Consider the following 23,632-nt stretch of genomic DNA (forward strand, 5'->3'; position numbering starts at 1 on the left):
GGCGTCACCGGCGTGCGGCCCGACCGATCGGACCGTCATGAGTGAGCGTCCTGCGACGCCTGCCCGCTTCCTCGTCGTCCTGGACGCCGATTCGACCCTTCTCCAGGACGAGGTGATCGAGCTCCTCGCGGCCCACGCGGGCTCCGAGGACCTCGTCGCCGCGGTGACCGAGCGCGCGATGCGCGGCGAGATCGACTTCGGCGAGAGCCTGCGGGAGCGGGTGGCGACCCTCGCGGGCGTCCCCGACTCCGTCTGCGAGAGCGTCCGGGCAGGGCTGCGCGTCACTCCCGGCGTGCAGGAGCTCATCGCGGGCGTGCATGCCGCGGGCGGACGCATCGGAGTGGTGTCCGGCGGATTCCACGAAGTGCTCGATCCCGTCGCGCGCGAGCTGGGTCTCGACTACGCGCGGGCGAACCGCCTGGCCTCGCACTCCGGTGTGCTGACCGGCGCGGTCAGCGGCCCGGTCATCGACGCGCACGCGAAGGCCGCGGCGCTCCTCGAGTGGGCCGCCGACGCCGGTGTCCCCGCGCAGCGCACGATCGCGATCGGAGACGGAGCGAACGACCTCGAGATGATGGCGGTCGCCGCACTGGCGGTCGCCTTCAACGCGAAGCCCCTCGTGCGGGAGCGCGCCGATCTCGTCGTCGACGGCATCGATCTCAGCCAGCTCCTCCCGGTGCTCGGTCTGCGCGGCTGACCCCGGTCAGTCCCCCGAGAGCGCGACCAACCCTGCGCAGGCGAGGGCGAGCGTCCAGCTGACGAGGGAGCCGACGAGGAAGTACTCGGCCTTCGTCCCGCTGTCGCCGTCGCGCGAGATCTCGGGGAAGCGCACGATCCCCTTCGCCGCGAACACCGCTCCCGCGAGGCCGACCGCGCCGGTCAGGGTGAGCCCCGCGACCAGCACGCGCTCCAGCGGGCCGATCGCGCGTCCGCCGCGCAGGTCCGGCAGCGGCGCGGTCTCCGCGGGCGGGCGGAGGAATCGAGCGCGCAGCGACGGGGAACGGCGGGGCTCCGGATGCGGCGCGAGCTCCCGGTGCAGGGCCGCGCGGACGATCACGTTGCCGGTCTCCAGCAGGAGCAGTCCTGCTCCGACGGCGAGGAGCATCTGCTCCAGCGGCCAGCCCGAGGCGGTGCCGTCGAGTCGCGACCACCCGTCCACCAGGGGTCCCTCGGATGCGGCGCCCGCCCGGTCGACCAGGGTGAGCACGAGGACCGCGGCCGCCAGACCGACGACGGCGCGCAGTCCTCCCGGCGGTCGGCGTCCCGCTTCCGTCGTCGTGACCGGGAGCCAGAGTGCCGAGAGGATCACGACGACGACGACTCCGATGACCGGTGCGCCGAGCCCCACGGCGGTGGCGACTGCGACGACGACGTCGAGGACGAGGATCGCGATCGCCGCCGACCGGAGGCCCAGGTGGGTGCGCAGCACGTCGGCGGCGCCGACGAGGCCGAGCAGCAGTGCGGTCAGCACGCGTCCTCGAAGAGCCTCGCGCCGGTGAGGAGCGCGCCCGCGCTCGCGCGACGCAGCGCCTGCGACACCGCGGACTGCGAGATCGACTCCTGCTCCGCCAGCGTCTTCTGCGCCGTTCCCCGCGCCGCCCCGAGCACGAGTCGGCGGTCCCGCGCGCTCAAGGGGCCGATCAGCGCGTCCCGGGCGAGGAGGTAGGCGTTCACCGCGGCCTCCTCGGCCCCCGGCTCGTCGGAGCCCACGAACCAGGCCCGCGCACTCGGGACGGCGCCGTCCTCGAGCTCGTGGGCGCGGTCGATCGCGGTGCGGGCGCGCCACCACGCCGATCCGTCCTGCAGGCCGCCCGCGACTCCCGAACCGATCACCCTGATCTCCCCCCGGCCGAGACCGACTCGGCAGTCGACCCCGGCGGGCAGGGACAGGCGCGCGTGCAGGGTGGCCGTGAGGGCGGCGGGGAGCGACGGGTAGACGCCCTGGAACTCGTCGCCCACCGTCGGGTGCAGCGGCTCGATCGCAGAGGCCACTCCGTCGACGGAGGCGAAGCCGGTCTCGATCTCGTGCTGCGCCACATCGCGGCGCTCGAGTCTGCGCGAACCGACCAGATCGATCAGAACGGCGACGACCGGCGCTTCCCTCATCCGATAAGCTTACAGCTGATATCCGGCGGATATAAGCCCACAGCTGAAGCGATCAGTGCCCCATCCCGAGGCCGCCGTCGACCGGGACCACCGCACCCGAGATGTAGGCGGCCTCGTCGCCGGCGAGCCAGCGGGTGACCTTCGCCACCTCGGCGGCGGTCCCGTACCGGCCGAGCGGGATGCTCTTGCGGTACTCCGCCTGCTGCTCCGCCGGCAGCTCCGCCGTCATGTCGGTCTCGATGAAGCCCGGAGCGACGACGTTCGCGGTGATGTTGCGCGCCCCGAGCTCGCGGGTGAGCGAGCGGGCGAAGCCGACGAGGGCGGCCTTCGACGACGAGTAGTTGATCTGACCCGGTCCGCCGTAGAGGCCCACGACGCTCGAGATCAGGATGACGCGCCCGAACTTCTGCTTGAGCATGCCTTTCGAGGCGCGCTTCACCACACGGAACGCCCCGGTCAGGTTGGTGTCGATGACCGACGTGAAGTCGTCCTCGGTCATGCGCAGGAGGAGGGTGTCGCGGGTGATCCCCGCGTTCGCCACGACGACCTCGACGGGACCGAGCTCGGCCTCCACCTGGGTGAAGGCGGCATCGATCGACTCGGAGTCGGTGACGTCGGCCACGACGGTGAGCGATCCGGCCGGACCCGATCCGGACCGAGCCGTGACCGCGACCCGGTGCCCCGCGGCCACGAACTCCTCGGCGATGGCGAAGCCGATGCCTCGGTTGCCTCCGGTGACGAGGACGGTGCGGGGCGTGGTCATGGTGTCCCTCCTGCCGACGCGCGGACGGCGCCGGACGACCCGTACATCCTACGGGCGCGCGGCGCAACACATCGGGAGATCCCGTCCGCCCAGCCTCCGCGACTCCCCCGCGACGTAGGCTTGTACAGCTGTGAAACCCCGCGAATCGCTCACCTCCCTCCCGCCGTCGCCGACCGCGGAGCGTCGCTCCCGCGCGATCAAGTACTCCATCGCGATGGGCATCCGCATGATCTGCGTGATCTGCCTGATCTTCGCGCAGGGGTGGTGGCTCGCGTTCTTCGCCATCGGCGCCATCGTCCTCCCGTACTTCGCCGTGGTGCTCGCGAACGTCGGCGGAGTCGGCGAGAGCGGGAACGTGCAGCGCCCCGGTGCGATCGTCCTGTCCCGCCCCGTGCCGCCGCCCGCACCTGCCCCCGAGTCCGGCTCCTCGACCGACGACCGGGCCGAGGGCGGCGGAGCGACGACGGATCGACCGTGATCCCGCTCGGCACCGCGCCCGAGAAGCACACCTGCTCGAGAGCGGGCTGCACGAGTATCGCGACCTGGGCCGTAGAGTGGCGGAATCCGCGGATCCACGCGGAGGACCGGCGCAAGACCTGGCTCGCCTGCGGTGAGCACCTCGAGTTCCTCCGCGAGTTCCTCGCCGCACGGGAGTTCCCGCTCGAGGTGAGACCGCTTCAGACCATCGACCGGGGGACCTCGCGTTGACCGACTCCACGCCGCGTCCCTCCTGGCGCTTCGTGCTCTCGCGCCGCTGGTTCGGCTACCTCGCCCTCGCGGTGGTCTTCGCCGTCGCCTGCGTGCTGTTGTCGCGCTGGCAGGTGGCGCGCCTGGACGAGGCCGCCTCGACGAACCGGCTCGTCACGGCCAACTGGACGGCCGACCCCGTCACTCTCGACGACCTGATCGGCGAGGACGGCGCGTGGGACGACGCGCTCGAGTTCCGGCCGGTCGAGGTCACGGGCGTCTACGAGACGCAGGACGAGACGCTCGTCCGCAACCGGCCCTACAACGGCAATCCCGGATTCGAGGTGCTCACACCGCTCCGACTCGCGGACGGCAGCCTGTTCATCGTGGACCGCGGTTGGGTCCCGGTCGGATCCGAGCAGGACTCCCCCGATGCCGTGCCCGCCCCTCCGGAGGGAGAGGTCACGGTGACGGCCAGGATCAAGCCGAGCGAGGGCCGCATCGAGGGGCGCTCCGCTCCCGCCGGTCAGATCGCGACCATCCAGCTCGACGACCTGCGTGCGCAGCTGGGAGAGCCGGTGCGCACGAGCGCCTACGGCCTGCTGGTCTCGGAATCCCCCGCACCTGTCGACGCTCCTCCTCTCGCGGCGCTGAAGCCGGTGGCCGACGAGGGCCTGCACATCAGCTACGCGATCCAGTGGGTGCTGTTCGCGCTGATGGGCTTCGGAGGACTGGGCTGGGCCGTGCGGCACGAGTTCCGGCTGCTCAACGCCGACGATCCCGAGGTCATCGCGGCGGAGGAGCGGCGGGAGCAGCGCCGCCTGAAGCGCGGTCGCAGCGACTCCGAGATCGAGGACGAGCTCCTCGACGCCCACCACTGAGCCGCCGCGCTCGACGGGGATGGACCGCGATCAGGCCAGGGTGATCAGGTCGAGGTAGTCCGCGGTCCAGTGGTCCTCGGTGCCCTCGGGCATGATGAGCACCCGCTCGGGGTTCAGCGCCTCGACGGCACCCTCGTCGTGGCTGACCAGGACCACCGCGCCCTCGTAGTGCGCGAGCGCGTCGAGGATCTCGTCGCGGCTCGCCGGGTCGAGGTTGTTGGTCGGCTCGTCCAGCAGCAGGACGTTCGCCCCGGAGACGACGATCATCGCGAGGGCCAGACGGGTCTTCTCGCCACCCGAGAGCACTCCGGCCGGCTTGTGCGAGTCGTCGCCGGTGAACAGGAACGAGCCCAGGACGCGGCGCGCCTCGGTCTCGGTGAGGTTCGGGCTGCTCGACACCATGTTCTCGAGCACCGAGCGCTTGACGTCGATCGTCTCGTGCTCCTGGGCGTAGTAGCCGATCCGCAGACCGTGGCCGGGCTCGATCGACCCGGTGTCCGGCGCGTCCACCCCGCCGAGGATCCGCAGCAGGGTCGTCTTGCCCGCGCCGTTCAGACCCAGGATGACCACCTTGGACCCGCGGTCGATCGCCAGGTCGACGGCGGTGAAGATCTCGAGCGAGCCGTAGCTCTTCGACAGGTTCTCGGCCTGCAGCGGGGTGCGGCCGCAGGGCATCGGCGTCGGGAAGCGCAGCTTGGCGACGCGGTCGACGGCGCGCACCTCCTCGAGGCCGCTCATCATCTTCTCGGCGCGCGCCACCATCTGGTGCGCCGCCGCCGCCTTGGAGGCCTTCGCGCCGAAGCGCGCCGCCTGCAGCTGCAGGGCGCCAGCCTTCTTCTCGACGTTCGCGCGCTCCTTCTTGCGGCGCTCCTCGTCGGCGGCGCGCTGGCGCTGGTAGTTCTTCCAGTTCATGTTGTAGACGTCGATGACCTGGCGGTTCGCATCCAGGTAGAAGACGCGGTTGACCGTCTCGCCGACCAGCTCGATGTCGTGACTGATGACGATGAATCCGCCGCGGTAGTTCTTCAGGAACTCGCGGAGCCACACCACCGAGTCCGCGTCGAGGTGGTTGGTCGGCTCGTCCAGGATCAGCGTGCTGGCATCCGAGAACAGGATGCGCGCGAGCTCGATGCGCCGACGCTGACCGCCCGAGAGCGTCTTCAGCGGCTGATCGAGGATCCGGTCCGGCAGGTTCAGGTTGCTCGCGATCGAGGCCGCCTCGGCCTCCGCGGCGTAACCGCCGAGCGCGAGGAAGCGGTCGGTCAGGTTGCCGTACTTCTTCATCCCCGCCGCACTGATCGCCGGGTCGCTGCTCGACATCGCCTCGGTCGCCTCCGACATGCCCACCACGAGGGAGCCCAGACCGCGGGCGTCGAGGATGCGCGTGCGCGCCAGCTCCTCCGGGTCGCCCGAGCGCGGGTCCTGCGGGAGGTAGCCGATCTCACCGCCGCGATCGACCGTGCCCTTGGCGGCGATGAGGTCGCCGGCCAGCACCTTGGTCAGCGTCGTCTTCCCCGCCCCGTTGCGGCCGACGAGGCCCACCTTGTCGCCGTCGCCCACCCGGAAGGAGACGTTCTCCATCAGGAGTCGGGCGCCGACTCGGAGTTCGAGATCGTGGACGCTCAGCACAGTGCTGTCCGTTCTCGCCAAGAAATGGCGGTCGCTTCGGGAGGTGTGGGGCAAGGGGCCGCGATGCGGCAGCCCTCTAGTATATTTCCTGAGCCGCGGGGCCGGTTCACGTCCGCTGTCCGCGGACGCGTCCGGACCCCCTGCGCTCGGCCACCTGCAGGCTCGACCCCGTCGAGCTCGTCCTTCGTCGCCACCGGGCGCCACGGTCTTTGGAGACACTCATGTCCAGCTACTCGCTCGCCCCGTCGCGGCCGGTCCTCGCGGACCGACTGTTCGCGCGCTCGATCGTCACCGATCTCGTCCTGGTGGTCGCCGCCGCGGCCTTCACCGCCGGGATGGCCCAGCTCTACATCCCGATGTGGCCCGTGCCGATCACCGGCCAGACCTTCGCCGTGCTCCTCGCGGGAACCACGCTGGGCGCGCTCCGCGGAGCGCTCGCGATGGGCGTCTACGCACTGGTCGGCGTGCTCGGCGCCCCGGTCTTCACCGAGGGCTCGAGCGGCTGGGCCGTCCTCGCCGGCCCGACCGGTGGCTACATCGTCGGTTTCGTCCTCGCTTCGATCGTCACCGGATGGCTGGCGCAGCGCCAGTGGGACCGCCGCGTCGTCGGCACCCTGGTCACCTTCCTCGCGGGCACCGCGACCATCTACCTGGTCGGACTCCCCTGGCTCGCGATCGCGCTCGGCTCGCTCGGCTACCCCGCCGATCTCGGCTCCGTCCTCACCGCCGGTCTCGTCCCGTTCCTGATCGGCGACGCCCTCAAGATCGTGCTCGCCGCCGCACTGGTCCCCACGACCTGGGCTCTGCTCCGCCACCGCTCGAACTGAGCCCGCACGACGGTAAGGCGAAGGGCCGGGAGGATGATCCTCCCGGCCCTTCGCCGTACCGGTCTCAGATCGAGAAGCCGAGAGCGCGCATCATGTCGCGGCCGTCGTCGGTGATCCGCTCGGGACCCCACGGCGGCATCCAGACCCAGTTGATCCGGAACGCCTCGACGATGCCGTCGAGCGACTCGGCGGTCTGCTCCTCGAGCACGTCGGTCAGCGGACAGCCCGCCGAGGTGAGCGTCATGTGGATGACGAGAGCGTCGTTCTCGTCGTCCCACCCGAGGTCGTAGATGAGGCCCAGATCAACGACGTTGATCCCGAGCTCGGGATCCATGACGTCCTTGAGCGCCTCCTCGACCTGGTCGAAGAGCTTCGGCTCGAGCGTCGTGACGGCCATGATCAGGCCGTCGCCGTCGTGAGGAAGCGGTCGTAGCCCTCGTCCTCGAGCCGGGTGGCGAGCTCCTTGCCGCCCTGCTCGGCGACGCGGCCGGCGACGAAGACGTGCACGAAGTCGGGCTCGATGTAGCGCAGGATGCGCGTGTAGTGCGTGATCAGCAGCACGCCCAGTCCCGTGTTGGCGTGGGCGCGGTTCACGCCCTCCGAGACGATCTTGAGCGCGTCGACGTCGAGGCCGGAGTCGGTCTCGTCGAGCACGGCGAACTGCGGGGCGAGCAGCTCGAGCTGGAGGATCTCGTTGCGCTTCTTCTCGCCGCCCGAGAAGCCCTCGTTGACGTTGCGCGCCGCGAAGGAGGGGTCCATCCGCAGGTTGCCCATGGCCGCCTTGACGTCCTTGGTCCAGGTGCGGATCGCCGGCGCCTCTCCCGCGATCGCGGTCTTGGCGGTGCGAAGGAAGTTCGTGTTCGTCACTCCGGGGATCTCGACCGGGTACTGCATGGCGAGAAAGAGGCCGGCGCGGGCGCGCTCGTCGACGGACATGTCGAGGACCTCGACGCCGTCGAGGGTGATCGAGCCGCCGTCGACGTGGTACTTGGGGTGGCCCGCGATCGTGTAGGCGAGGGTCGACTTGCCGGACCCGTTCGGGCCCATGATCGCGTGGATCTCACCCTGGTTGATGGTGAGATCGACACCGCGGAGGATCTGCTTGGTCCCCTGCTCGGTCTCGACACTGACGTGGAGATCGCTGATCTGGAGAACGGACATTCAGACTTCCTTCGTGACGGTCGGGTCGATGTAGACGTCGCCGTCGATGATCTCGACGACGAAGACGGGGACCGGCTCGTAGGCCGGCAGGTTGAGGGGCGTCCCGGTGCGGAGGGAGAACTGCGAGCCGTGGGCCCAGCACTCGAGGCTGTCGCCCTCGACGAAGCCCTCCGAGAGGGAGATCTCGCCGTGCGTGCAGGTGTCGCCGATGGCGTGGATCTCACCGGCCGAGTCCTGGACGACGGCGATCGCGACTCCGTCGACCTCGACGCGCATGGCCTGGTTGGGGACGAGCTCGGAGACCGAGCAGATCATCGCGGCGTTGCTCATGCGGTCACCGCCGAGTTACCGGAGCCGGTCTGGCCCGCACTGCCCGCCAGCTCGGCCTCGATCGCGAGCTGCAGACGGTCCTCCAGCTCGGCGACCTTGATCTGCTGCACGATCTCGCTGAGGAAGCCGCGGACGACCAGGCGGCGCGCCTCGTCCTCTCGGATGCCGCGCGACTGCAGGTAGAAGAGCTGCTCGTCGTCGAACCGGCCGGTCGCCGAGGCGTGGCCCGCTCCGGCGATGTCGCCGGTCTCGATCTCGAGGTTCGGGATGGAGTCGGCACGGGTGCCGTCCGAGAGGACCAGGTTGCGGTTCTGCTCGTAGCTGTCGGTGCCGGTCGCGCTGTTGCGGATCAGGACGTCGCCGATCCAGACCGTGCGGGCGCCCTGACCCTGCAGCGCGCCCTTGTAGGTCACGCGGCTGCGGGTGTCGGGGGCATCGTGGTCGACGTACACCTGCTGCTCGAGGTGCTGGCCGCCGTCGGCGAAGTAGAGCCCGAAGAGCTCGCCGTCGGCACCGCGCTCGACGAGGTGCGCGGAGGGGTTGACCCGGACGATCGAGCCGCCGAGGGTGACGACGATGTGCTTGACCTTCGCGTCGCGGCCGACGCGGATGAAGTGGTTCGCCAGATGGCGCGCCTCGTCGTCCCACTCCTGCACGGACACGACGGTGAGCTGGGCTCCCTCGCCGACCAGGATCTCGACGTTCTCGGCGAGCGTCGCCGGGCCGTCGTTCTGGAGGACGACGACGCCGCGCGCGTACGGCGCCGCCTCGATGATCGTGTGAGCGGCGCGAGGAGCGGACCCGAGATCCGAGCGGACCAGGGTCGCCACCTTCTCGTCCTCGCCCGCGATGCGCACGACGAGAGCCTGCTCGAAGCTCGACCAGGCGTTGGCGGCCGCGCGGTCCTCGGGCAGTCCGGCGGTGCCGATCCGCTGGTCGTCGCGGCCGACCCACGAGACGTCGACGCCGTCGACCGCGGCGTGCTCGAACGCGGTCGGCGAGCCGTCGAGCGGTCCGTCGATGAGATCGGCGAGGCGGGCGACGGGGGTCAGCTTCCAGGCGATCTCGCGTCCGGTGACGGCCTCGAAGGCGTCGACGTCGACCGACGCGAAGCGCTCCGAGCGCGTCTGCACGGGCGTGAAGGCCCCGTCGGAGTGGGCGCTGATGCCCAGGCGCTCGGCAGCGGCAGCGCCGTCGATCTCGGGGGTCGCGGCGCTCGTGGGGACCGTCATCAGACGATGGTTCCTTTCGATGGGTGCGGGGCGCCCCGTCCGGGCGCCCCTTCGAGGGGGGAGGCGGGCGTCAACCGACGCTGCCCTCCATCCCCATCTCGATGAGCTTGTTCAGCTCGAGGGCGTACTCCATGGGCAGCTCGCGGGCGATCGGCTCGATGAAGCCGCGGACGATCATGGCCATGGCCTCGTCCTCCGGCATGCCGCGCGACATCAGGTAGAAGAGCTGCTCCTCGCTGACCTTCGACACGGTCGCCTCGTGGCCGAGCTGCACGTCGTCGACGCGGATGTCGATCGCCGGGTAGGTGTCGGAGCGCGAGATGGTGTCGACGAGCAGCGCGTCGCAGCGCACCGTGTTGGCCGAGTGGTGCGCGTTGGCGTCGACCCGGACCTCTCCGCGGTACCCCGCTCGACCGCCACCGCGGGCGATCGACTTCGAGACGATCGACGACTGCGTGTACGGCGCCATGTGGACCATCTTCGCGCCGGCGTCCTGGTGCTGCCCGGGGCCCGCGAACGCGACCGAGAGGGTCTCGCCCTTGGCGTGCTCGCCGACCAGGAAGATCGACGGGTACTTCATCGTGACCTTGGATCCGATGTTGCCGTCGATCCACTCCATCGTCGCGCCCTCGTGCGCGATCGCGCGCTTGGTGACGAGGTTGTAGACGTTGTTCGACCAGTTCTGGATCGTCGTGTAGCGCACGCGGGCGTTCTTCTTGACGATGATCTCGACCACGGCCGAGTGCAGCGAGTCCGACTTGTAGATCGGCGCGGTGCAGCCCTCGATGTAGTGCACGTAGCTGTCCTCGTCGGCGATGATCAGCGTCCGCTCGAACTGGCCCATGTTCTCGGTGTTGATGCGGAAGTACGCCTGGAGCGGGATGTCGACGTGCACGCCCTTGGGGACGTACACGAACGAACCGCCCGACCACACGGCGGTGTTCAGGGCCGCGAACTTGTTGTCGCCCGCGGGGATGACGGTGCCGAAGTACTCCTCGAAGATCTCGGGGTGCTCGCGCAGCGCGGTGTCGGTGTCCATGAAGATGACACCCTGCTCCTCCAGATCCTCGCGGATCTGGTGGTAGACGACCTCGGACTCGTACTGCGCCGCGACGCCGCCGACGAGGCGCTGGCGCTCCGCCTCCGGGATCCCGAGCTTCTCGTACGTGTTCTTGATGTCGTCGGGGAGGTCGTCCCAGGTCTGCGCCTGCTTCTCGGTCGAGCGGACGAAGTACTTGATGTTGTCGAAGTCGATCGCCGACAGGTCGGCGCCCCACGTCGGCATGGGCTTGCGCTCGAACAGCTTCAGCGCCTTCATGCGGCGGTCGCGCATCCAGGCCGGCTCGTTCTTGAGCGCGGAGATGTCGGAGACGACCTCGGGCGAGATCCCGCGGCGCGCGGACGCCCCCGCGGAGTCGGAGTCGGCCCAGCCGAACTCGTAGACGCCGAGGCTCTCGAGCTCGGGGCGGTCGATCAGGATGTCTGACATGTGTACCTCGTTTCCTACCCACTGCTAACCGGTCGGGTTCCGGAGTCATTCCCCGTGGGGCGACCCGGAGCACATTCCGGCTGGTCGCGATCGTGGACGATGCGCGGGGGCGGTTGATGTGCGTGCCTGAGATGTCCTAAGAGAAGTGCTGCGGCGCGTCATCGGGCCGGTGGTCCCTGTCGACGCCGTGTCCGCGCGGATGCCGGGGTCTCACGTCGTACCTGAACCAACTATTCATTCTACAGAGGCGCGCCCGGATGGGAACCCGCTCACCTGGGTGTCGGCCGGGTGCGACGTCCCGCGCCACCAGACGATGGTGGCCATACCGGTGTCGGTGGTCCGTGATGATCTTCGGGCATGCCGAACGACGACTCGATCCCACTGCTCCCCCGCCTCCTGCTCGCCTCCGCAGGCCTCGGTCTCCCGCCCGCGGAGGCCGCGCTCCACCGCCGCCTGGGCACCGCGCTCGCGCGAGACCTGCCCGTCCGGGCGCTGCCGCTCGCCCTGCTGCGACTCCGTGGGCACCTGCGGCGGCCGTCGCGAGGAGGCGCCGGTCGATGAGCCGCGGGGACCCGTCGGGAGCTCGGCCGGCGGTGTCAGTGGACGGGTTCGAGCTCCTCCGCCGCCCGGCGGCGCTGAGCACGGACGGTGAACAGGCGGGGGTTCACGTCGAGGAGCACGCGCACGGTGCCCACCCAGACGAGCGCCGAACCCAGCAGGTGCACGGCGACCAGGGCCTCCGGGAGGGCGAGGAGGGACTGCGCGACCCCGACGAGCGCCTGCAGCACGACCACGGCGATGTAGGTCGCCGCCCGTCGGCGCGCGAGCTCCGCACCGGCGACCCGGCGCAGGAGCGCGAACAGGACGATGCCGAGCACGAGCGACGCCGTGCCGAGCACGCCGTGCACCACGGTGACGCTCTCCCAGTGGAAGCGCATCCGGGGCACCTCCGCGGAGTCGCCTGCATGAGGACCGGTGCCGGTCACGAGCGTGCCGACGAGGATCACCAGCAGGGTGACCACGACGAGGGCGATGCTGACGGCGCGGGTGAGCGCGTCCGGCTCGAAGTCCGTGGACTGCGACCGGTGGGCGCGGTGCCACGTCAGCGACGTCGTGGTGAGCAGGGCGATGGCCAGGACGAAGTGCCCCGCGACGATGTAGGGGTTCAGACCCGAGTGCACGGTCGCTCCGCCCGCGAGGGCGTTCGCGACGACCAGCCAGAACTGCGACCAGGCCAGTCGCGTCATCGTCCGGTCGCGCGGCTTCTGGAGTCGCGCCGCAGTGATCGCCCAGCCGACGGCGATGATCAGCACGCCGGTGAAGGCTCTGTTGGTGAACTCGATGAAACCGTGGATCCCGAGCTCCGGGGTCGATGTGAGGGATCCCGCGTCGCAGGCCGGCCAGGTCGGGCAGCCGAGGCCCGATCCGGTCAGTCGCACCACTCCCCCGAAGAAGATGATCAGGATGCTCGCGACGAGTGCCGCGGTCGTGCCCCAGCGCAGGGCCCGCGGCGAGAGCGTGACCCGCTCGGCGAGGAACGAGAAGGGGGTCACCATCAGAACGGCAGCAGGGGGTCGATGCCGACGGCGAGGAACAGCAGGGTGAGGTACCCGATCGAGCCGTGGAACACGCGCATCGGCGAGACGTGCTCGTGACGGATCGCGAGGTTGTAGAGGCGGTGCGTCTCGGCGATGAACCAGACACCGCTCGCGAGCGCGACGACGGTGTACACCACGCCCATCCCGGCCACGGGGATCAGCAGGAGCGAGCAGGCCACCGTCGCCCAGGCGTACAGGATGACCTGCAGCCCGACGACCGTGCGGCCGCGGACCACGGCGAGCATCGGCACTCCGGCCGCCTGGTAGTCGTCGCGGTACTTCATCGACAGGGGCCAGTAGTGCGGCGGGGTCCACAGGAAGATGACCGAGAAGAGGATCACGGGCGCCCAGTCGAGCGAGTTCGTGACGGCGGCCCAGCCGATGAGCACGGGCATGCAGCCGGCGATGCCGCCCCAGACGATGTTCTGCGGAGTGCGGCGCTTGAGGAAGAGCGTGTAGAAGACGACGTAGATGAGGATCGCCGCGAGCGAGAGGCCGGCAGCCAGCCAGTTCGCCGTCAGGCCGAGCCAGACGATCGACAGCACTCCGATCGCGGTGGCGAACACCAGCGCGGCCCGGTCCGAGATCTCGCCCGTCACGAGCGGGCGGTTCTTCGTCCGGTTCATGATGCGGTCGATGTCGCGGTCGAAGTAGCAGTTGAAGGCGCCGGCCGACCCTGCGCTCAGCGCTCCGCCGATGAGGACGTTGAGCACGAGCCAGAGGTTCGGGATGCCGCCCTGGGCGAGGATCATCGTCGGGGCCGTCACCACGAGGAGGAGCTCGATCACGCGGGGCTTCGTCAGCGAGACGAAGGCCTTCACCTTGCGAGACAGGGTCGCCCCGGGCGATCCGCCCCGTTCGATCGCGGTGGTCTCTACGGCTACGTCCATTGCTCCTCTAACGTTCGACAATCCCGAACGAGTGTAATGCGCGCAGGCTGGACCCGGGCCCGGTCCATCGGTTCCGTCACACCGCTCCCGCCGCGTGCACGCTTGCCCAAACGACTCCCGACATATGCATCCCGCAACCCCCGTCGGCGAGCGCACCCCCCTCCGTATACTCGGGACTGCTCGCCAGAGCGCCCGGCACGCACCCGAGCCCGCCCCGACCGATCGGTCGCCGCGAGGCCCAGAGGGTCGCCGCCGGAGCATCGTGCCGAAGTCGTCGCGCGGCGTGCTCCACCATGCGAGAGGGCCGACGGTCTGCGTCTGCCCCACGTCTCGAGAAGGGTCAGTACCAAGTGTCAGAACTGCAATGGGAATCCATTGACGAGAAGGCAGTCGACACGGCGAGGGTCCTCGCCGCGGATGCCGTGGAGAAGGTCGGCAACGGTCATCCCGGGACCGCCATGAGCCTCGCTCCGGCCGCGTACCTCCTCTTCCAGAAGGTCATGCGCCGCGACCCCTCCGACAGCACCTGGATCGGCCGCGACCGCTTCATCCTGTCGGTCGGCCACTCCTCGCTGACCCAGTACGTCCAGTTCTACCTGGGCGGCTACGGCCTCGAGCTCGACGACCTGAAGGCGCTGCGCACCTGGGGCTCCAAGACCCCCGGGCACCCCGAGTACGGCCACACGGACGGCGTCGAGATCACGACCGGCCCGCTCGGCCAGGGCCTCGCCTCTGCCGTCGGCTTCGCCTACGCCTCGCGCTTCGAGCGCGACCTGTTCGACCCCGAGGCCGCCGCGGGCACCTCGCCGTTCGACCACTTCGTCTACGTGATCGCCGGCGACGGCGACCTGCAGGAGGGCGTCACCAGCGAGGCCTCCTCGCTCGCCGGCCACCAGCAGCTCGGCAACCTGGTCGTCATCTACGACTCCAACCAGATCTCGATCGAGGACGACACCAACATCGCCTTCACCGAGGACGTCAAGGACCGCTACGAGGCGTACGACTGGCAGGTCCAGATCGTCGACTGGAAGAAGACCGGCGAGTACCACGAGGACGTCGCCGAACTCCACGCCGCGATCGAGGCAGCCAAGGGCGAGACCGGCAAGCCGTCGCTCATCATCCTGCGCACCATCATCGGCTGGCCCTCGCCGAAGAAGCAGAACACCGGCAAGATCCACGGCTCCGCCCTCGGCGCCGATGAGCTCCGCGGCCTCAAGGAGGTGCTCGGCTTCGACCCCGAGAAGACCTTCGACGTCGCCGACGAGGTCATCGAGCACACTCGCAAGGCCGTCGAGCGCGGCCAGGCGCAGCACGCCGAGTGGACCGAGCAGTTCGACGCGTGGGCCGCGGCCAACCCCGAGAAGAAGGTCCTGCTGGACCGCGTCCTGAGCGGCGACCTCCCCGAGGGCGTCGAGGACGTGCTCCCCGTGTTCGAGCCCGGCAAGGAGGTGTCGACCCGCGCCGCGTCCGGCAAGGTCATCAACGCCCTCGCCGGAGTGATCCCGGAGCTGTGGGGCGGCTCGGCCGACCTCGCCGAGTCGAACAACACCACCATCGAGGGCGCCGGCTCGTTCGTGCCGTCCGAGTTCTCGACCCACGAGTGGACGGGGAAGAAGGGCGGCCGCGTGCTGCACTTCGGCATCCGCGAGCACGCCATGGGCTCGATCCTCAACGGCATCGTCCTGCACGGGAACACCCGCCCCTTCGGCGGTACCTTCCTGATCTTCTCCGACTACATGCGCCCGGCGGTCCGTCTCGCCGCGCTCATGAAGGCGCCGGCCATCTACGTCTGGACCCACGACTCCGTGGCGCTCGGCGAGGACGGCCCGACGCACCAGCCGGTCGAGCAGCTCGCGTCCCTCCGCGCGATCCCGGGACTGGACATCGTCCGCCCCGGCGACGCGAACGAGGTCGCCTACGCCTGGAAGACGATCCTCGCGCGCCGCGAGGGCCCCGCGGGCCTCGCGCTGACCCGTCAGAACATCCCGGTGTTCGAGCGCGGCGAGGGCGAGGCCGAGGGCGAGACCTTCGCTCACGCCTCGAACGTCGCCAAGGGCGCGTACGTGCTCGCCGAGGCGCCCGGCGGCACGCCGGACGTCATCCTCATCGCGACCGGGTCCGAGCTCCAGATCGCCGTCGAGACGCGCGAGAAGCTGAAGGCCGAGGGCGTGAACGCCCGCGTCGTCTCGGCTCCGTCGCTCGAGTGGTTCGAGGAGCAGGACGCGGCCTACCGCGAGAAGGTCCTGCCCTCCGCTGTGAAGGCCCGCGTCTCCATCGAGGCCGGACTGAGCCTCGGCTGGCAGAAGTACGTCGGCGACGCCGGCCGCTCGGTCTCGATCGAGCACTTCGGCGCGTCGGCCGACTACAAGACCCTGTTCCGCGAGTTCGGGATCACCACGGAGGCGGCACTCGCCGCCGCCAAGGAGTCGCTCGCAGCCTCCTGAGCCGAAGGCCGCGTCCACACGGACGCGGCCTTCGCCGTCGGGGCTCCGGCTCCACGCCCGCATCACCTCCGAACGAAGAAGAGAAGAAGAGACATGACCGAGAACACCCCCACCGCAGACCTCTCCGCCGCCGGCGTCAGCATCTGGCTCGACGACCTCTCCCGCACGCGCATCTCCTCGGGCGGGCTCCAGAAGCTCATCGACGAGAAGAACGTCGTCGGAGTCACGACGAACCCGACGATCTTCGCGGCCGCCCTGGCCAACGGCGAGTCGTACGACGCCCAGGTGCGCGAGCTCGCCGCCTCCGGCACCTCCGTCACCGACGCCGTCTTCGAGATCACCACCGACGACGTCGCCGCCGCATCGGACGTCTTCCGTCCGATCTACGACGCCACCAACGGCTACGACGGCCGCGTGTCGATCGAGGTCGAGCCCGGCCTGGCGCACGACGCGCAGGGCACCATCGAGCAGGCCAAGGCCCTGTGGGCCAAGGTCGACCGCCCGAACGCCATGATCAAGATCCCCGCGACCGTCGAGGGCCTCGAGGCCATCACCGAGGTCATCGGCTCGGGCATCTCGGTCAACGTCACGCTGATCTTCTCGCTCGCCCGCTACCGCGCCGTCATCAACGCGTACCTCGCCGGCCTCGAGAAGGCCAAGGACGCCGGCATCGACCTGTCGACCATCCACTCCGTCGCCTCGTTCTTCGTCTCGCGCGTCGACACCGAGATCGACAAGCGCCTCGAGGCCGTCGGCACCGACGAGGCGAAGGCGCTCAAGAGCAAGTCGGGCGTCGCCAACGCCCAGCTCGCCTACGAGGTCTTCGTCGAGGCGTTCGCGACCGAGCGCGCCCTGCTCCTGCAGGAGTCCGGCGCCAATCGCCAGCGTCCGCTGTGGGCCTCGACCGGCGTGAAGTCGACCGATCTCCCCGACACGCTCTACGTCACCGAGCTCGTCGCGGCCGGCGTCGTCAACACGATGCCCGAGAAGACCCTCGAGGCGACCTTCGACCACGGCGTCATCACCGGCGATACGGTCACGGGCGCCTACGCCGACGCGAACGCCGTCCTCGACGCCGTCGCGGCGCAGGGCGTCTCGTACGCCGAGGTCACCGAGCTGCTCGAGAAGGAGGGCGTGGAGAAGTTCATCGTCTCCTGGAACGAGCTGCTCGACACCGTCACCGCAGCTCTCGAGGGCGCGAAGGCGCAGGCCTGATCATGGCGATCCAGATCCACGTCAGCGGAGACGCCGAGAAGGCCGTCGACCGCGTCGTCCCCGATCTCGTCGCCGACGAGGTCGCCTCGGGCATCACCGCGCAGGTCCCCACGCTGTGGGGCGCCGCCGCGGAGGAGGAGTCGGCCAAGCGCCTCGGCTGGACCGAGTCGACGTCGGTGTCGCGCCCGCTGATCCCCGAGATCCTGGCGCTCCGCGAGGAGTTCGCCTCGAAGGGCATCGATCACATCGTGCTCGGCGGGATGGGCGGATCGTCGCTCGCCCCCGAGGTCATCACCCGCACGGCCGGCGTCGAGCTGACCGTCCTCGACTCGACCGCTCCCGGTCAGGTGCTGGCGGCCCTCCGGGACCGCCTCTCCTCGACCGCCGTCGTGATCTCGTCGAAGTCGGGCTCGACCGTCGAGACCGCGAGCCAGAAGAAGGCCTACGAGAAGGCGTTCACCGAGGCGGGCATCGACCCCCTCGAGCGCATCGTCATCGTGACCGACCCCGGCTCGCCGCTGGATACATCCTCACGCGAGGCCGGCTACCGCGTGTTCAACGCCGACCCGAACATCGGTGGCCGCTTCTCGGCGCTCTCCGCGTTCGGCCTGGTCCCCTCCGGACTCGCCGGCGCCGACATCGAGGCCCTCCTCGACGAGGCCGCGGAGGCCTCGCTCGGTCTCGCCGTCGACTCCCCCGAGAACCCGGGGCTCGTGCTCGGAGCGGCGATCGCCGCCACCAGCCCGCGCCGCGACAAGCTCGCGATCGTCGCCGACGGCACCCACATCGTGGGCTTCGCCGACTGGGCGGAGCAGCTGATCGCCGAGTCCACCGGCAAGGACGGCACCGGGATCCTGCCGGTCGTGCTCGGCACGCTCGCCCCCGAGCTGTCGGAGGACCTGCCCGACGTGCAGGTCGTCCGCCTGGTCGACGACGCGAGCGCGCTGCACCTGTTCCCGCGCGACCGCCACGAGGGCGAGATCCTGCTCTCGGGCTCGCTCGGCGCGCAGATGCTGACCTGGGAGTACGCGGTCGCCGTCGCAGGACGACTGCTCGGCATCAACCCGTTCGACCAGCCCGACGTCGAGTCCGCGAAGATCGCGACCCGCGCCCTGCTCGAGAAGCGTCCCGAGCCCGAGGCGCCGGCCTTCACCGACGCCGGCATCGAGGTCACGGGCAGCCCCGTGGTCACCGAGGGCGTCTCGACCGTCGCCGAGGCCGTCGACCGCCTCCTCGCGCAGCTCGGCGAGGGCGGCTACGTGGCCATCCAGGCCTACGTCGACCGCCTCGCCGTGCCGCAGTTGGAGGGCGTCCGCGATCTCCTCGCCGCGCAGGCCCAGCGGCCCGTCACCTTCGGGTGGGGTCCCCGCTTCCTGCACTCGACCGGTCAGTATCACAAGGGCGGCGCCCCGACCGGCGTCTTCCTGCAGATCACCGAGCGCGCTACCGCCGATCTCGAGATCCCGGACAGCCCGTTCACCTTCGGGCAGCTGATCCTCGCGCAGGCGGCCGGCGACGCGAGCGTGCTCGCCGAGCACGGCCGACCGGTGCTGACGCTGACGCTGACCGATCCCGAGGCCGACCTCGAGGCCCTCTTCGAGGCCCTCAACAGCTGATCCGACGGGCACGCCGCTCCGCCCCCACCGGGGCGGGGCGGCGTGCCCGCGATCGGTCCCACCCACTCCTCATCGAGAGCAGTGCGCCGGAGTAGCCGGCACACAGAAGGACACTGCACATGTCTGTGGACATCACCCCCGAGTTCAACCCCCTGCGGTTGAGCTTCGACCGGCGGTTGAACCGGATCGCGGGGCCCAGCGGCCTCGTCATCTTCGGCGTCACCGGCGATCTCTCGCGCAAGAAGCTGATGCCGGCGGTCTACGACCTCGCCAACCGCGGACTGCTGCCCCCCGGATTCGCGCTCGTCGGCTTCGCCCGGCGCGACTGGGACGACCAGGACTTCGAGCAGGTGGTGCACGACTCCGTCAAGAAGTACGCGCGCACCGAGTTCCACGAGGAGGTCTGGGCGCAGCTCGCGCAGGGCATCCGCTTCGTGCAGGGCGAGTTCGACGACCCCGAGGCGTTCACCCGCCTGAAGACCACCGTCGACGAGCTCGATCGCGAGCGCGGCACGATGGGCAACTTCGCCTTCTACCTCTCCATCCCCCCGAAGTCCTTCCCGCAGGTCACCGAGCAGCTGCGCAACTCCGGTCTCGCGGAGCAGAAGGAGGGCCAGTGGCGGCGCGTCGTCATCGAGAAGCCCTTCGGCAGCGACCTCACGACCGCCCGTGAGCTGAACGCCGTCGTCGAGTCGGTCTTCCCGCCCGACTCGGTGTTCCGCATCGACCACTACCTCGGCAAGGAGACGGTCCAGAACATCCTGGCGCTGCGCTTCGCCAACATGATGTACGAGCCGCTCTGGAACTCGAACTACGTCGACCACGTGCAGATCACCATGGCCGAGGACATCGGAGTGGGCGGCCGCGCCGGGTACTACGACGGCATCGGGGCCGCGCGCGACGTGATCCAGAACCACCTCCTCCAGCTCCTCGCCCTCACGGCGATGGAGGAGCCGATCTCGTTCGACGCCGCCGACCTGCGCGCCGAGAAGGAGAAGGTCCTCGCAGCGGTCCGCCTCCCGAAGGACCTCTCCACCGCCACCGCCCGCGGGCAGTACGCCGGCGGCTGGCAGGGCGGCGAGAAGGTCCTCGGCTTCCTCGAGGAGGACGGCATGAGCCCCACCTCGACGACCGAGACGTTCGCAGCCATGCGCCTGGACATCGGCACGCGCCGCTGGGCGGGTGTCCCGTTCTACCTGCGCGCAGGCAAGCGCCTCGGTCGTCGCGTCACCGAGATCGCGGTCGTCTTCAAACGGGCTCCGCAGCAGCTCTTCGCCGAGAGCCAGACGACCTCGCTCGGTCAGAACGCACTCGTCATCCGCGTGCAGCCGGATGAGGGCGTCACCATGCGCTTCGGCTCGAAGGTCCCGGGCGCCGGCATGCAGGTGCGCGACGTGACGATGGACTTCGGCTACGGCCACGCGTTCACCGAGGCGAGCCCCGAGGCCTACGAGCGTCTGATCCTCGACGTCCTCCTGGGCGAGCCCCCGCTGTTCCCCCGCCACGAGGAGGTCGAGCTCTCCTGGAAGATCCTCGACCCGATCGAGGAGTTCTGGGAGACCCAGGGCCAGCCCGAGCAGTACCGCCCCGGAACCTGGGGCCCCGAATCCGCCGACGAGCTCCTCGCCCGCGACGGCCGTACCTGGAGGCGTCCATGATCGTCGATCTGCCCGACACCACGACCAGCGAGGTCTCCAAGACCCTGGTCAAGATCCGCGAGGAGGGCGGCGCCGTCGCTCTCGGACGCGTGCTGACCCTCATCATCGCGACCTCCCGGGGTCACGAGGAGGAGGCGATCGACGCGGCGAACGACGCCTCGCGCGAGCACCCGATGCGCGTCATCGTCGTCTCCAAGGACGACGGGCTCACCACGGTCCCCGTGGACGCCACCCCGCGGGTCGACGCCCAGATCCGGGTCGGCGGCGACGCCGGCGCGAGCGAGGTCGTCGTGCTCCGCCCCTTCGGCGACGCGGCGAACGACGAGGAGAGCCTGGTCACGGGCCTCCTCCTGCCCGACGCCCCCGTGGTCGCCTGGTGGCCGAACAGTGCGCCCGAGAGCGCCTCGAAGTCGCCCATCGGCCGCATCGCGCAGCGGCGCATCACCGACGCCTCGGCGCAGTCGAACCCGGCGGAGGCATTGCACCACCTCGCCTCCACCTACGCCCCCGGCGACACCGACTTCGCCTGGACGCGGCTGACCCTCTGGCGCGCGCAGCTCGCCGCGGTCCTCGACCAGCCGCCGTACGAGCCGATCACGGCCGTCGAGGTGTCGGGCGCTCCCGACTCGCCGTCGACGATCCTGCTCGCCGCGTGGCTCCAGCTCGAACTCGACATCCCGGTCGATCACGAGCTGACCATCAGCGCGACAGGGTCGAGCGGCATCCACGGCGTCAAGCTGATCCGCGCGTCGGGGACCATCGAGCTGGAGCGCTCGATCCCCAACGTGGCGACGCTGACGCAGCCGGAGCAGCCCGTCCACGACATCTCGCTCCCCCGCCGCAGCCTCCGCGACTGCCTGGCCGAGGAGCTGCGCAGGCTCGACCCGGATGACCTGTACGGTGAAGTCATCTCGCGCGGCGTCGACATGCTCACCGAGCAGACCGGGGCCCGCAGCGCTTCCTGACACGGAGCCGACCATCCGCCGATCGGCATTCGAACCCGAAGGAGACCTCTCATGACCACCGAACGTCGAGTGCTCGTCCACCGCGACAAGCAGACCCTCGCCGGGTCGGTCGCCGCCCGCTTCATCACGAAGACGATCGACATCCTCGACGATCTGGGGGCCGCCAACGTGATCCTGACCGGCGGGACCATGGGGGCGGCGACGCTCGCCGAGATCGCGACGTCGTCCGCCTCCGGCAACGTCGACTGGTCGAGAGTCCACTTCTGGTGGGGGGACGAGCGCTGGGTTCCCCGCGGCCACGAGGACCGCAACGACGTCCAGGCGGGTGATCTGTTCACCCGCCTCGACGTCCCCGCCGAGAACGTGCACGCGTTCCCCGCATCCGACGACGGGATCGACCTGGACGCGGCCGCGACCCTCTACGACGCGCAGCTGCGCGCTCACGCGACGGAGGGTCGCGACTACCCCCGGTTCGACATCACGTTCCTGGGAGTGGGTCCCGACGGTCACATCGCGTCGCTGTTCCCCGAGCGCTCGGCGATCCGCTCCACCGAGGCCGGGGTGCTCCCGGTGCGCAACTCCCCCAAGCCGCCTCCGGAGCGCCTCACCCTGACCCTCCCGCTCATCAACCAGTCCGACCGGATCTGGATGGTGCTCGCGGGAGCGGACAAGGCGTCTGCTCTCGGTCTCGCGCTCGCCGGTGCCAACACGAACGAAGTGCCGGTCGCCGGAGCCTTCGGCCGCAAGCGCACGGTCTTCTTCGTCGACCAGGAGGCCGCGGCCGAGGTTCCGGAGTCTCTCATCGCACCCAGCTACTGAGCGCGCCCGGTCCATCCGGGCCCACCACGGCGAAAGGCCCGATCCTCAGCGGATCGGGCCTTTCCTCGTTCCTGCGGGAGCAGGATCAGGACGGAGTCGCGGTGCCGCGACGGGCGCGCAACTGCTGCAGCGCCTCCTCGAGGAGCTGGGCCGCCTCGGCCTCGGTGCGACGCTCCTTCACGTAGGCGAGGTGTGTCTTGTAGGGCTCGGTCTTCGCGACCTGCGGGGGGTTCGCACGGTCGCGTCCAGCGGGAAGACCGGACTGGGGCGAGTCGATCACCTCGGGGATCTCGTCCTCGGGGAGGGCCGCCGAGAAGTGGCGCACCGTCTCGTTGCCGAGAGCATCCCAGTAGGACACCGCCACTCGCTCCGCGTGGAAGCCCCGGTCCTGCTCGCCCATGGGTCCCGCGCCGACGCGCGAACCGCGGATTGCACTGCCGCCTGATGCCATTCCGTGTACCCCTATGCTCCGGTGTCGAACTTGGTGATGAGACCGAGCACCACGATGCACGCCAGCCAGACGAGGCCGAGGATCACGGTGATGCGGTTGAGATTGCGCTCCGCGACACCCGAGGCGCCGAGGTTGGAGGTGACTCCACCGCCGAACATGTCGGACAGTCCGCCGCCGCGCCCCTTGTGGAGCAGGATCAGCATGGTGAGCAGGAGGCTCGTGATGCCCAGGATGACCTGGAGCACGACCTGGAGGATGTCCACGCGGTACCTTTCGAAGTTCCGGCGCATTGCGCGCCCCGACGAGTATAACGGCGCCTGCGAATCCGCGCGGAATGCGTCCACCCGTGTTCGGCTCGCTGTATACGGCGTGGTGCGACTGCTGGAGTGGGCGGAGGGGGTGGCCTCGTCGCGGCGCCCTCCCGCGCCCCTGCGGGGCGCCCGCCAGACCCGAGCCGGTCGCCGCGACGAGACCACCCCCTCCGCCCGGGTGCCGCGAGGCACCCCACCAGCAGTAACGGCGAACGACCCGGAACCGAGAATGGGTTGGGATCGGCTCCGTCCAATCGGTCCATCGGACGACGGCCCTCGCGCAGCAGGGCGGACCGGCGATTCGCGTCCCAGCGAATCGCCGTGGCTGAACCTACGACGCTCTGCGGAACGCAACCACCTCGAACAACCGACTGCGCCACGCCGCGTAGGAGCGGCGTGGACGACGGAAAGGCGGCGGGCCCGATGGGCCCCGTCCGGACGATCGATCGGACGACGGCCCTCGCGCAGCGAGGCCGACCGGCGATTCGCGTGCGAGCGAATCGTCGTGGCCGGACGACGGACGCTCTGCAGAACGCGACCACTTCGATCAACCGACTGCG

General features: G+C 70.0%; 25 protein-coding genes. 12 read left to right on the top strand and 13 right to left on the bottom strand.

Going from position 1 to position 23,632, the window contains the following annotated elements; translation table 11 throughout:
* Nucleotides 1-37 precede the first annotated feature (37 nt).
* A complete protein-coding gene (gene serB, locus C1I63_RS14460) occupies nt 38-697 on the top strand; it encodes a phosphoserine phosphatase SerB (protein ID WP_107575230.1) in 660 nt (219 codons plus the stop codon).
* Nucleotides 698-703: 6 nt separating this feature from the next.
* Here the strand turns inward: serB and C1I63_RS14465 are convergent, their stop codons facing one another.
* Genes C1I63_RS14465 through C1I63_RS14475 form a run of 3 tightly spaced genes read right to left on the bottom strand, consistent with a single transcriptional unit; the run spans nt 704 to nt 2,869 of the window.
* The gene (locus tag C1I63_RS14465; protein WP_107575231.1) at nt 704-1,471 is read right to left on the bottom strand and encodes a hypothetical protein; all 768 of its coding nucleotides are present in this window, start codon (nt 1,469-1,471) and stop codon (nt 704-706) included.
* Nucleotides 1,465-2,106 (bottom strand): SatD family protein, encoded by a 642-nt coding sequence (locus C1I63_RS14470; protein WP_107575232.1) that lies wholly within the window; start codon nt 2,104-2,106, stop codon nt 1,465-1,467. Before C1I63_RS14470 ends, C1I63_RS14465 begins: the two co-directional genes overlap by 7 nt.
* 52 nt (nt 2,107-2,158) lie before the next feature.
* The gene (locus tag C1I63_RS14475; RefSeq protein ID WP_107575233.1) at nt 2,159-2,869 is read right to left on the bottom strand and encodes a beta-ketoacyl-ACP reductase; all 711 of its coding nucleotides are present in this window, start codon (nt 2,867-2,869) and stop codon (nt 2,159-2,161) included.
* Between the two features lie 130 nt (nt 2,870-2,999).
* Between C1I63_RS14475 and C1I63_RS14480 the strand changes: the two genes are divergently transcribed.
* Genes C1I63_RS14480 through C1I63_RS14490 form a run of 3 tightly spaced genes read left to right on the top strand, consistent with a single transcriptional unit; the run spans nt 3,000 to nt 4,437 of the window.
* Entirely contained in the window at nt 3,000-3,347 is a 348-nt protein-coding gene (locus C1I63_RS14480; RefSeq protein WP_107575234.1) for a DUF3099 domain-containing protein, read from the top strand.
* A complete protein-coding gene (locus C1I63_RS14485; RefSeq protein WP_055792014.1) occupies nt 3,344-3,577 on the top strand; it encodes a hypothetical protein in 234 nt (77 codons plus the stop codon). The genes C1I63_RS14480 and C1I63_RS14485 overlap by 4 nt, the downstream gene beginning before the upstream one ends.
* Nucleotides 3,574-4,437 (top strand): SURF1 family cytochrome oxidase biogenesis protein, encoded by an 864-nt coding sequence (locus C1I63_RS14490; RefSeq protein ID WP_107575235.1) that lies wholly within the window; start codon nt 3,574-3,576, stop codon nt 4,435-4,437. Before C1I63_RS14485 ends, C1I63_RS14490 begins: the two co-directional genes overlap by 4 nt.
* 30 nt (nt 4,438-4,467) lie before the next feature.
* Here the strand turns inward: C1I63_RS14490 and abc-f are convergent, their stop codons facing one another.
* Complete coding sequence (abc-f, locus tag C1I63_RS14495) at nt 4,468-6,066, bottom strand: ribosomal protection-like ABC-F family protein (RefSeq protein ID WP_055792009.1); 1,599 nt, start codon at nt 6,064-6,066, stop codon at nt 4,468-4,470.
* 221 nt (nt 6,067-6,287) lie between these two features.
* Between abc-f and C1I63_RS14500 the strand changes: the two genes are divergently transcribed.
* Complete coding sequence (locus C1I63_RS14500) at nt 6,288-6,893, top strand: biotin transporter BioY (RefSeq protein ID WP_107575236.1); 606 nt, start codon at nt 6,288-6,290, stop codon at nt 6,891-6,893.
* Between the two features lie 64 nt (nt 6,894-6,957).
* Here the strand turns inward: C1I63_RS14500 and C1I63_RS14505 are convergent, their stop codons facing one another.
* The 5 genes from C1I63_RS14505 to sufB form a co-directional block, all read right to left on the bottom strand.
* Complete coding sequence (locus C1I63_RS14505; protein ID WP_055792004.1) at nt 6,958-7,290, bottom strand: metal-sulfur cluster assembly factor; 333 nt, start codon at nt 7,288-7,290, stop codon at nt 6,958-6,960.
* Between the two features lie 2 nt (nt 7,291-7,292).
* Nucleotides 7,293-8,054: a Fe-S cluster assembly ATPase SufC gene (sufC, locus tag C1I63_RS14510; RefSeq protein WP_055792001.1), complete on the bottom strand. Its 762-nt coding sequence runs from the start codon at nt 8,052-8,054 to the stop codon at nt 7,293-7,295.
* Complete coding sequence (locus tag C1I63_RS14515; protein ID WP_082481418.1) at nt 8,055-8,384, bottom strand: non-heme iron oxygenase ferredoxin subunit; 330 nt, start codon at nt 8,382-8,384, stop codon at nt 8,055-8,057.
* The gene (sufD, locus tag C1I63_RS14520; protein ID WP_107575237.1) at nt 8,381-9,616 is read right to left on the bottom strand and encodes a Fe-S cluster assembly protein SufD; all 1,236 of its coding nucleotides are present in this window, start codon (nt 9,614-9,616) and stop codon (nt 8,381-8,383) included. The genes C1I63_RS14515 and sufD overlap by 4 nt, the downstream gene beginning before the upstream one ends.
* A gap of 70 nt (nt 9,617-9,686) precedes the next feature.
* Nucleotides 9,687-11,105: a Fe-S cluster assembly protein SufB gene (gene sufB, locus C1I63_RS14525; RefSeq protein WP_107575238.1), complete on the bottom strand. Its 1,419-nt coding sequence runs from the start codon at nt 11,103-11,105 to the stop codon at nt 9,687-9,689.
* A 357-nt stretch (nt 11,106-11,462) separates the two neighbouring features.
* Between sufB and C1I63_RS19530 the strand changes: the two genes are divergently transcribed.
* Nucleotides 11,463-11,666, top strand: a complete 204-nt coding sequence (locus C1I63_RS19530; protein WP_055791993.1) for a hypothetical protein — start codon at nt 11,463-11,465, stop codon at nt 11,664-11,666.
* A 35-nt stretch (nt 11,667-11,701) separates the two neighbouring features.
* Here the strand turns inward: C1I63_RS19530 and C1I63_RS14535 are convergent, their stop codons facing one another.
* Nucleotides 11,702-12,661 (bottom strand): COX15/CtaA family protein, encoded by a 960-nt coding sequence (locus tag C1I63_RS14535; protein ID WP_107575240.1) that lies wholly within the window; start codon nt 12,659-12,661, stop codon nt 11,702-11,704.
* Nucleotides 12,661-13,593, bottom strand: a complete 933-nt coding sequence (locus C1I63_RS14540; protein ID WP_107575241.1) for a heme o synthase — start codon at nt 13,591-13,593, stop codon at nt 12,661-12,663. The genes C1I63_RS14535 and C1I63_RS14540 overlap by 1 nt, the downstream gene beginning before the upstream one ends.
* Before the next feature lie 350 nt (nt 13,594-13,943).
* Here C1I63_RS14540 and tkt point away from each other — a divergent pair, with 350 nt between their 5' ends.
* The 6 genes from tkt to pgl all read left to right on the top strand — a co-directional run bounded on the left by tkt (nt 13,944) and on the right by pgl (nt 22,310).
* Nucleotides 13,944-16,037, top strand: coding sequence for a transketolase (tkt, locus tag C1I63_RS14545; RefSeq protein WP_107575242.1), 2,094 nt, complete (start codon nt 13,944-13,946; stop codon nt 16,035-16,037).
* Between the two features lie 93 nt (nt 16,038-16,130).
* A complete protein-coding gene (gene tal, locus C1I63_RS14550; RefSeq protein ID WP_107575243.1) occupies nt 16,131-17,252 on the top strand; it encodes a transaldolase in 1,122 nt (373 codons plus the stop codon).
* 2 nt (nt 17,253-17,254) lie between these two features.
* Entirely contained in the window at nt 17,255-18,868 is a 1,614-nt protein-coding gene (locus tag C1I63_RS14555; protein WP_107575244.1) for a glucose-6-phosphate isomerase, read from the top strand.
* 119 nt (nt 18,869-18,987) lie between these two features.
* Nucleotides 18,988-20,526 (top strand): glucose-6-phosphate dehydrogenase, encoded by a 1,539-nt coding sequence (zwf, locus tag C1I63_RS14560; protein ID WP_055791978.1) that lies wholly within the window; start codon nt 18,988-18,990, stop codon nt 20,524-20,526.
* Entirely contained in the window at nt 20,523-21,491 is a 969-nt protein-coding gene (locus C1I63_RS14565) for a glucose-6-phosphate dehydrogenase assembly protein OpcA (protein ID WP_055791976.1), read from the top strand. The genes zwf and C1I63_RS14565 overlap by 4 nt, the downstream gene beginning before the upstream one ends.
* A gap of 51 nt (nt 21,492-21,542) precedes the next feature.
* Nucleotides 21,543-22,310 carry a 6-phosphogluconolactonase gene (gene pgl, locus C1I63_RS14570; RefSeq protein ID WP_107575245.1) on the top strand — a complete coding sequence of 256 codons (768 nt, stop codon included), beginning with the start codon at nt 21,543-21,545 and terminating at the stop codon, nt 22,308-22,310.
* 85 nt (nt 22,311-22,395) lie between these two features.
* Here pgl and C1I63_RS14575 read toward each other — a convergent pair whose 3' ends face one another.
* Nucleotides 22,396-22,761: an RNA polymerase-binding protein RbpA gene (locus C1I63_RS14575; RefSeq protein WP_055791968.1), complete on the bottom strand. Its 366-nt coding sequence runs from the start codon at nt 22,759-22,761 to the stop codon at nt 22,396-22,398.
* 11 nt (nt 22,762-22,772) lie between these two features.
* Nucleotides 22,773-23,024: a preprotein translocase subunit SecG gene (gene secG / locus C1I63_RS14580; protein ID WP_055791960.1), complete on the bottom strand. Its 252-nt coding sequence runs from the start codon at nt 23,022-23,024 to the stop codon at nt 22,773-22,775.
* Nucleotides 23,025-23,632: the final 608 nt, after the last annotated feature.

It is taken from the genome of Rathayibacter caricis DSM 15933 (assembly GCF_003044275.1).
Lineage (GTDB): Bacteria > Actinomycetota > Actinomycetes > Actinomycetales > Microbacteriaceae > Rathayibacter > Rathayibacter caricis.

What these genes read in the sequence shown, in the direction of transcription:
- serB (WP_107575230.1), top strand. Translation starts at nt 38, where the DNA reads ATGAGTGAGCGTCCTGCGACGCCTGCCCGCTTCCTCGTCGTCCTGGAC.
- C1I63_RS14470 (WP_107575232.1), bottom strand. Translation starts at nt 2,106, where the DNA reads ATGAGGGAAGCGCCGGTCGTCGCCGTTCTGATCGATCTGGTCGGTTCG.
- C1I63_RS14475 (WP_107575233.1), bottom strand. Translation starts at nt 2,869, where the DNA reads ATGACCACGCCCCGCACCGTCCTCGTCACCGGAGGCAACCGAGGCATC.
- C1I63_RS14500 (WP_107575236.1), top strand. Translation starts at nt 6,288, where the DNA reads ATGTCCAGCTACTCGCTCGCCCCGTCGCGGCCGGTCCTCGCGGACCGA.
- C1I63_RS14505 (WP_055792004.1), bottom strand. Translation starts at nt 7,290, where the DNA reads ATGGCCGTCACGACGCTCGAGCCGAAGCTCTTCGACCAGGTCGAGGAG.
- sufC (WP_055792001.1), bottom strand. Translation starts at nt 8,054, where the DNA reads ATGTCCGTTCTCCAGATCAGCGATCTCCACGTCAGTGTCGAGACCGAG.
- C1I63_RS14515 (WP_082481418.1), bottom strand. Translation starts at nt 8,384, where the DNA reads ATGAGCAACGCCGCGATGATCTGCTCGGTCTCCGAGCTCGTCCCCAAC.
- sufD (WP_107575237.1), bottom strand. Translation starts at nt 9,616, where the DNA reads ATGACGGTCCCCACGAGCGCCGCGACCCCCGAGATCGACGGCGCTGCC.
- sufB (WP_107575238.1), bottom strand. Translation starts at nt 11,105, where the DNA reads ATGTCAGACATCCTGATCGACCGCCCCGAGCTCGAGAGCCTCGGCGTC.
- C1I63_RS19530 (WP_055791993.1), top strand. Translation starts at nt 11,463, where the DNA reads ATGCCGAACGACGACTCGATCCCACTGCTCCCCCGCCTCCTGCTCGCC.
- C1I63_RS14535 (WP_107575240.1), bottom strand. Translation starts at nt 12,661, where the DNA reads ATGGTGACCCCCTTCTCGTTCCTCGCCGAGCGGGTCACGCTCTCGCCG.
- C1I63_RS14540 (WP_107575241.1), bottom strand. Translation starts at nt 13,593, where the DNA reads ATGGACGTAGCCGTAGAGACCACCGCGATCGAACGGGGCGGATCGCCC.
- tal (WP_107575243.1), top strand. Translation starts at nt 16,131, where the DNA reads ATGACCGAGAACACCCCCACCGCAGACCTCTCCGCCGCCGGCGTCAGC.
- C1I63_RS14555 (WP_107575244.1), top strand. Translation starts at nt 17,255, where the DNA reads ATGGCGATCCAGATCCACGTCAGCGGAGACGCCGAGAAGGCCGTCGAC.
- zwf (WP_055791978.1), top strand. Translation starts at nt 18,988, where the DNA reads ATGTCTGTGGACATCACCCCCGAGTTCAACCCCCTGCGGTTGAGCTTC.
- C1I63_RS14565 (WP_055791976.1), top strand. Translation starts at nt 20,523, where the DNA reads ATGATCGTCGATCTGCCCGACACCACGACCAGCGAGGTCTCCAAGACC.
- pgl (WP_107575245.1), top strand. Translation starts at nt 21,543, where the DNA reads ATGACCACCGAACGTCGAGTGCTCGTCCACCGCGACAAGCAGACCCTC.
- C1I63_RS14575 (WP_055791968.1), bottom strand. Translation starts at nt 22,761, where the DNA reads ATGGCATCAGGCGGCAGTGCAATCCGCGGTTCGCGCGTCGGCGCGGGA.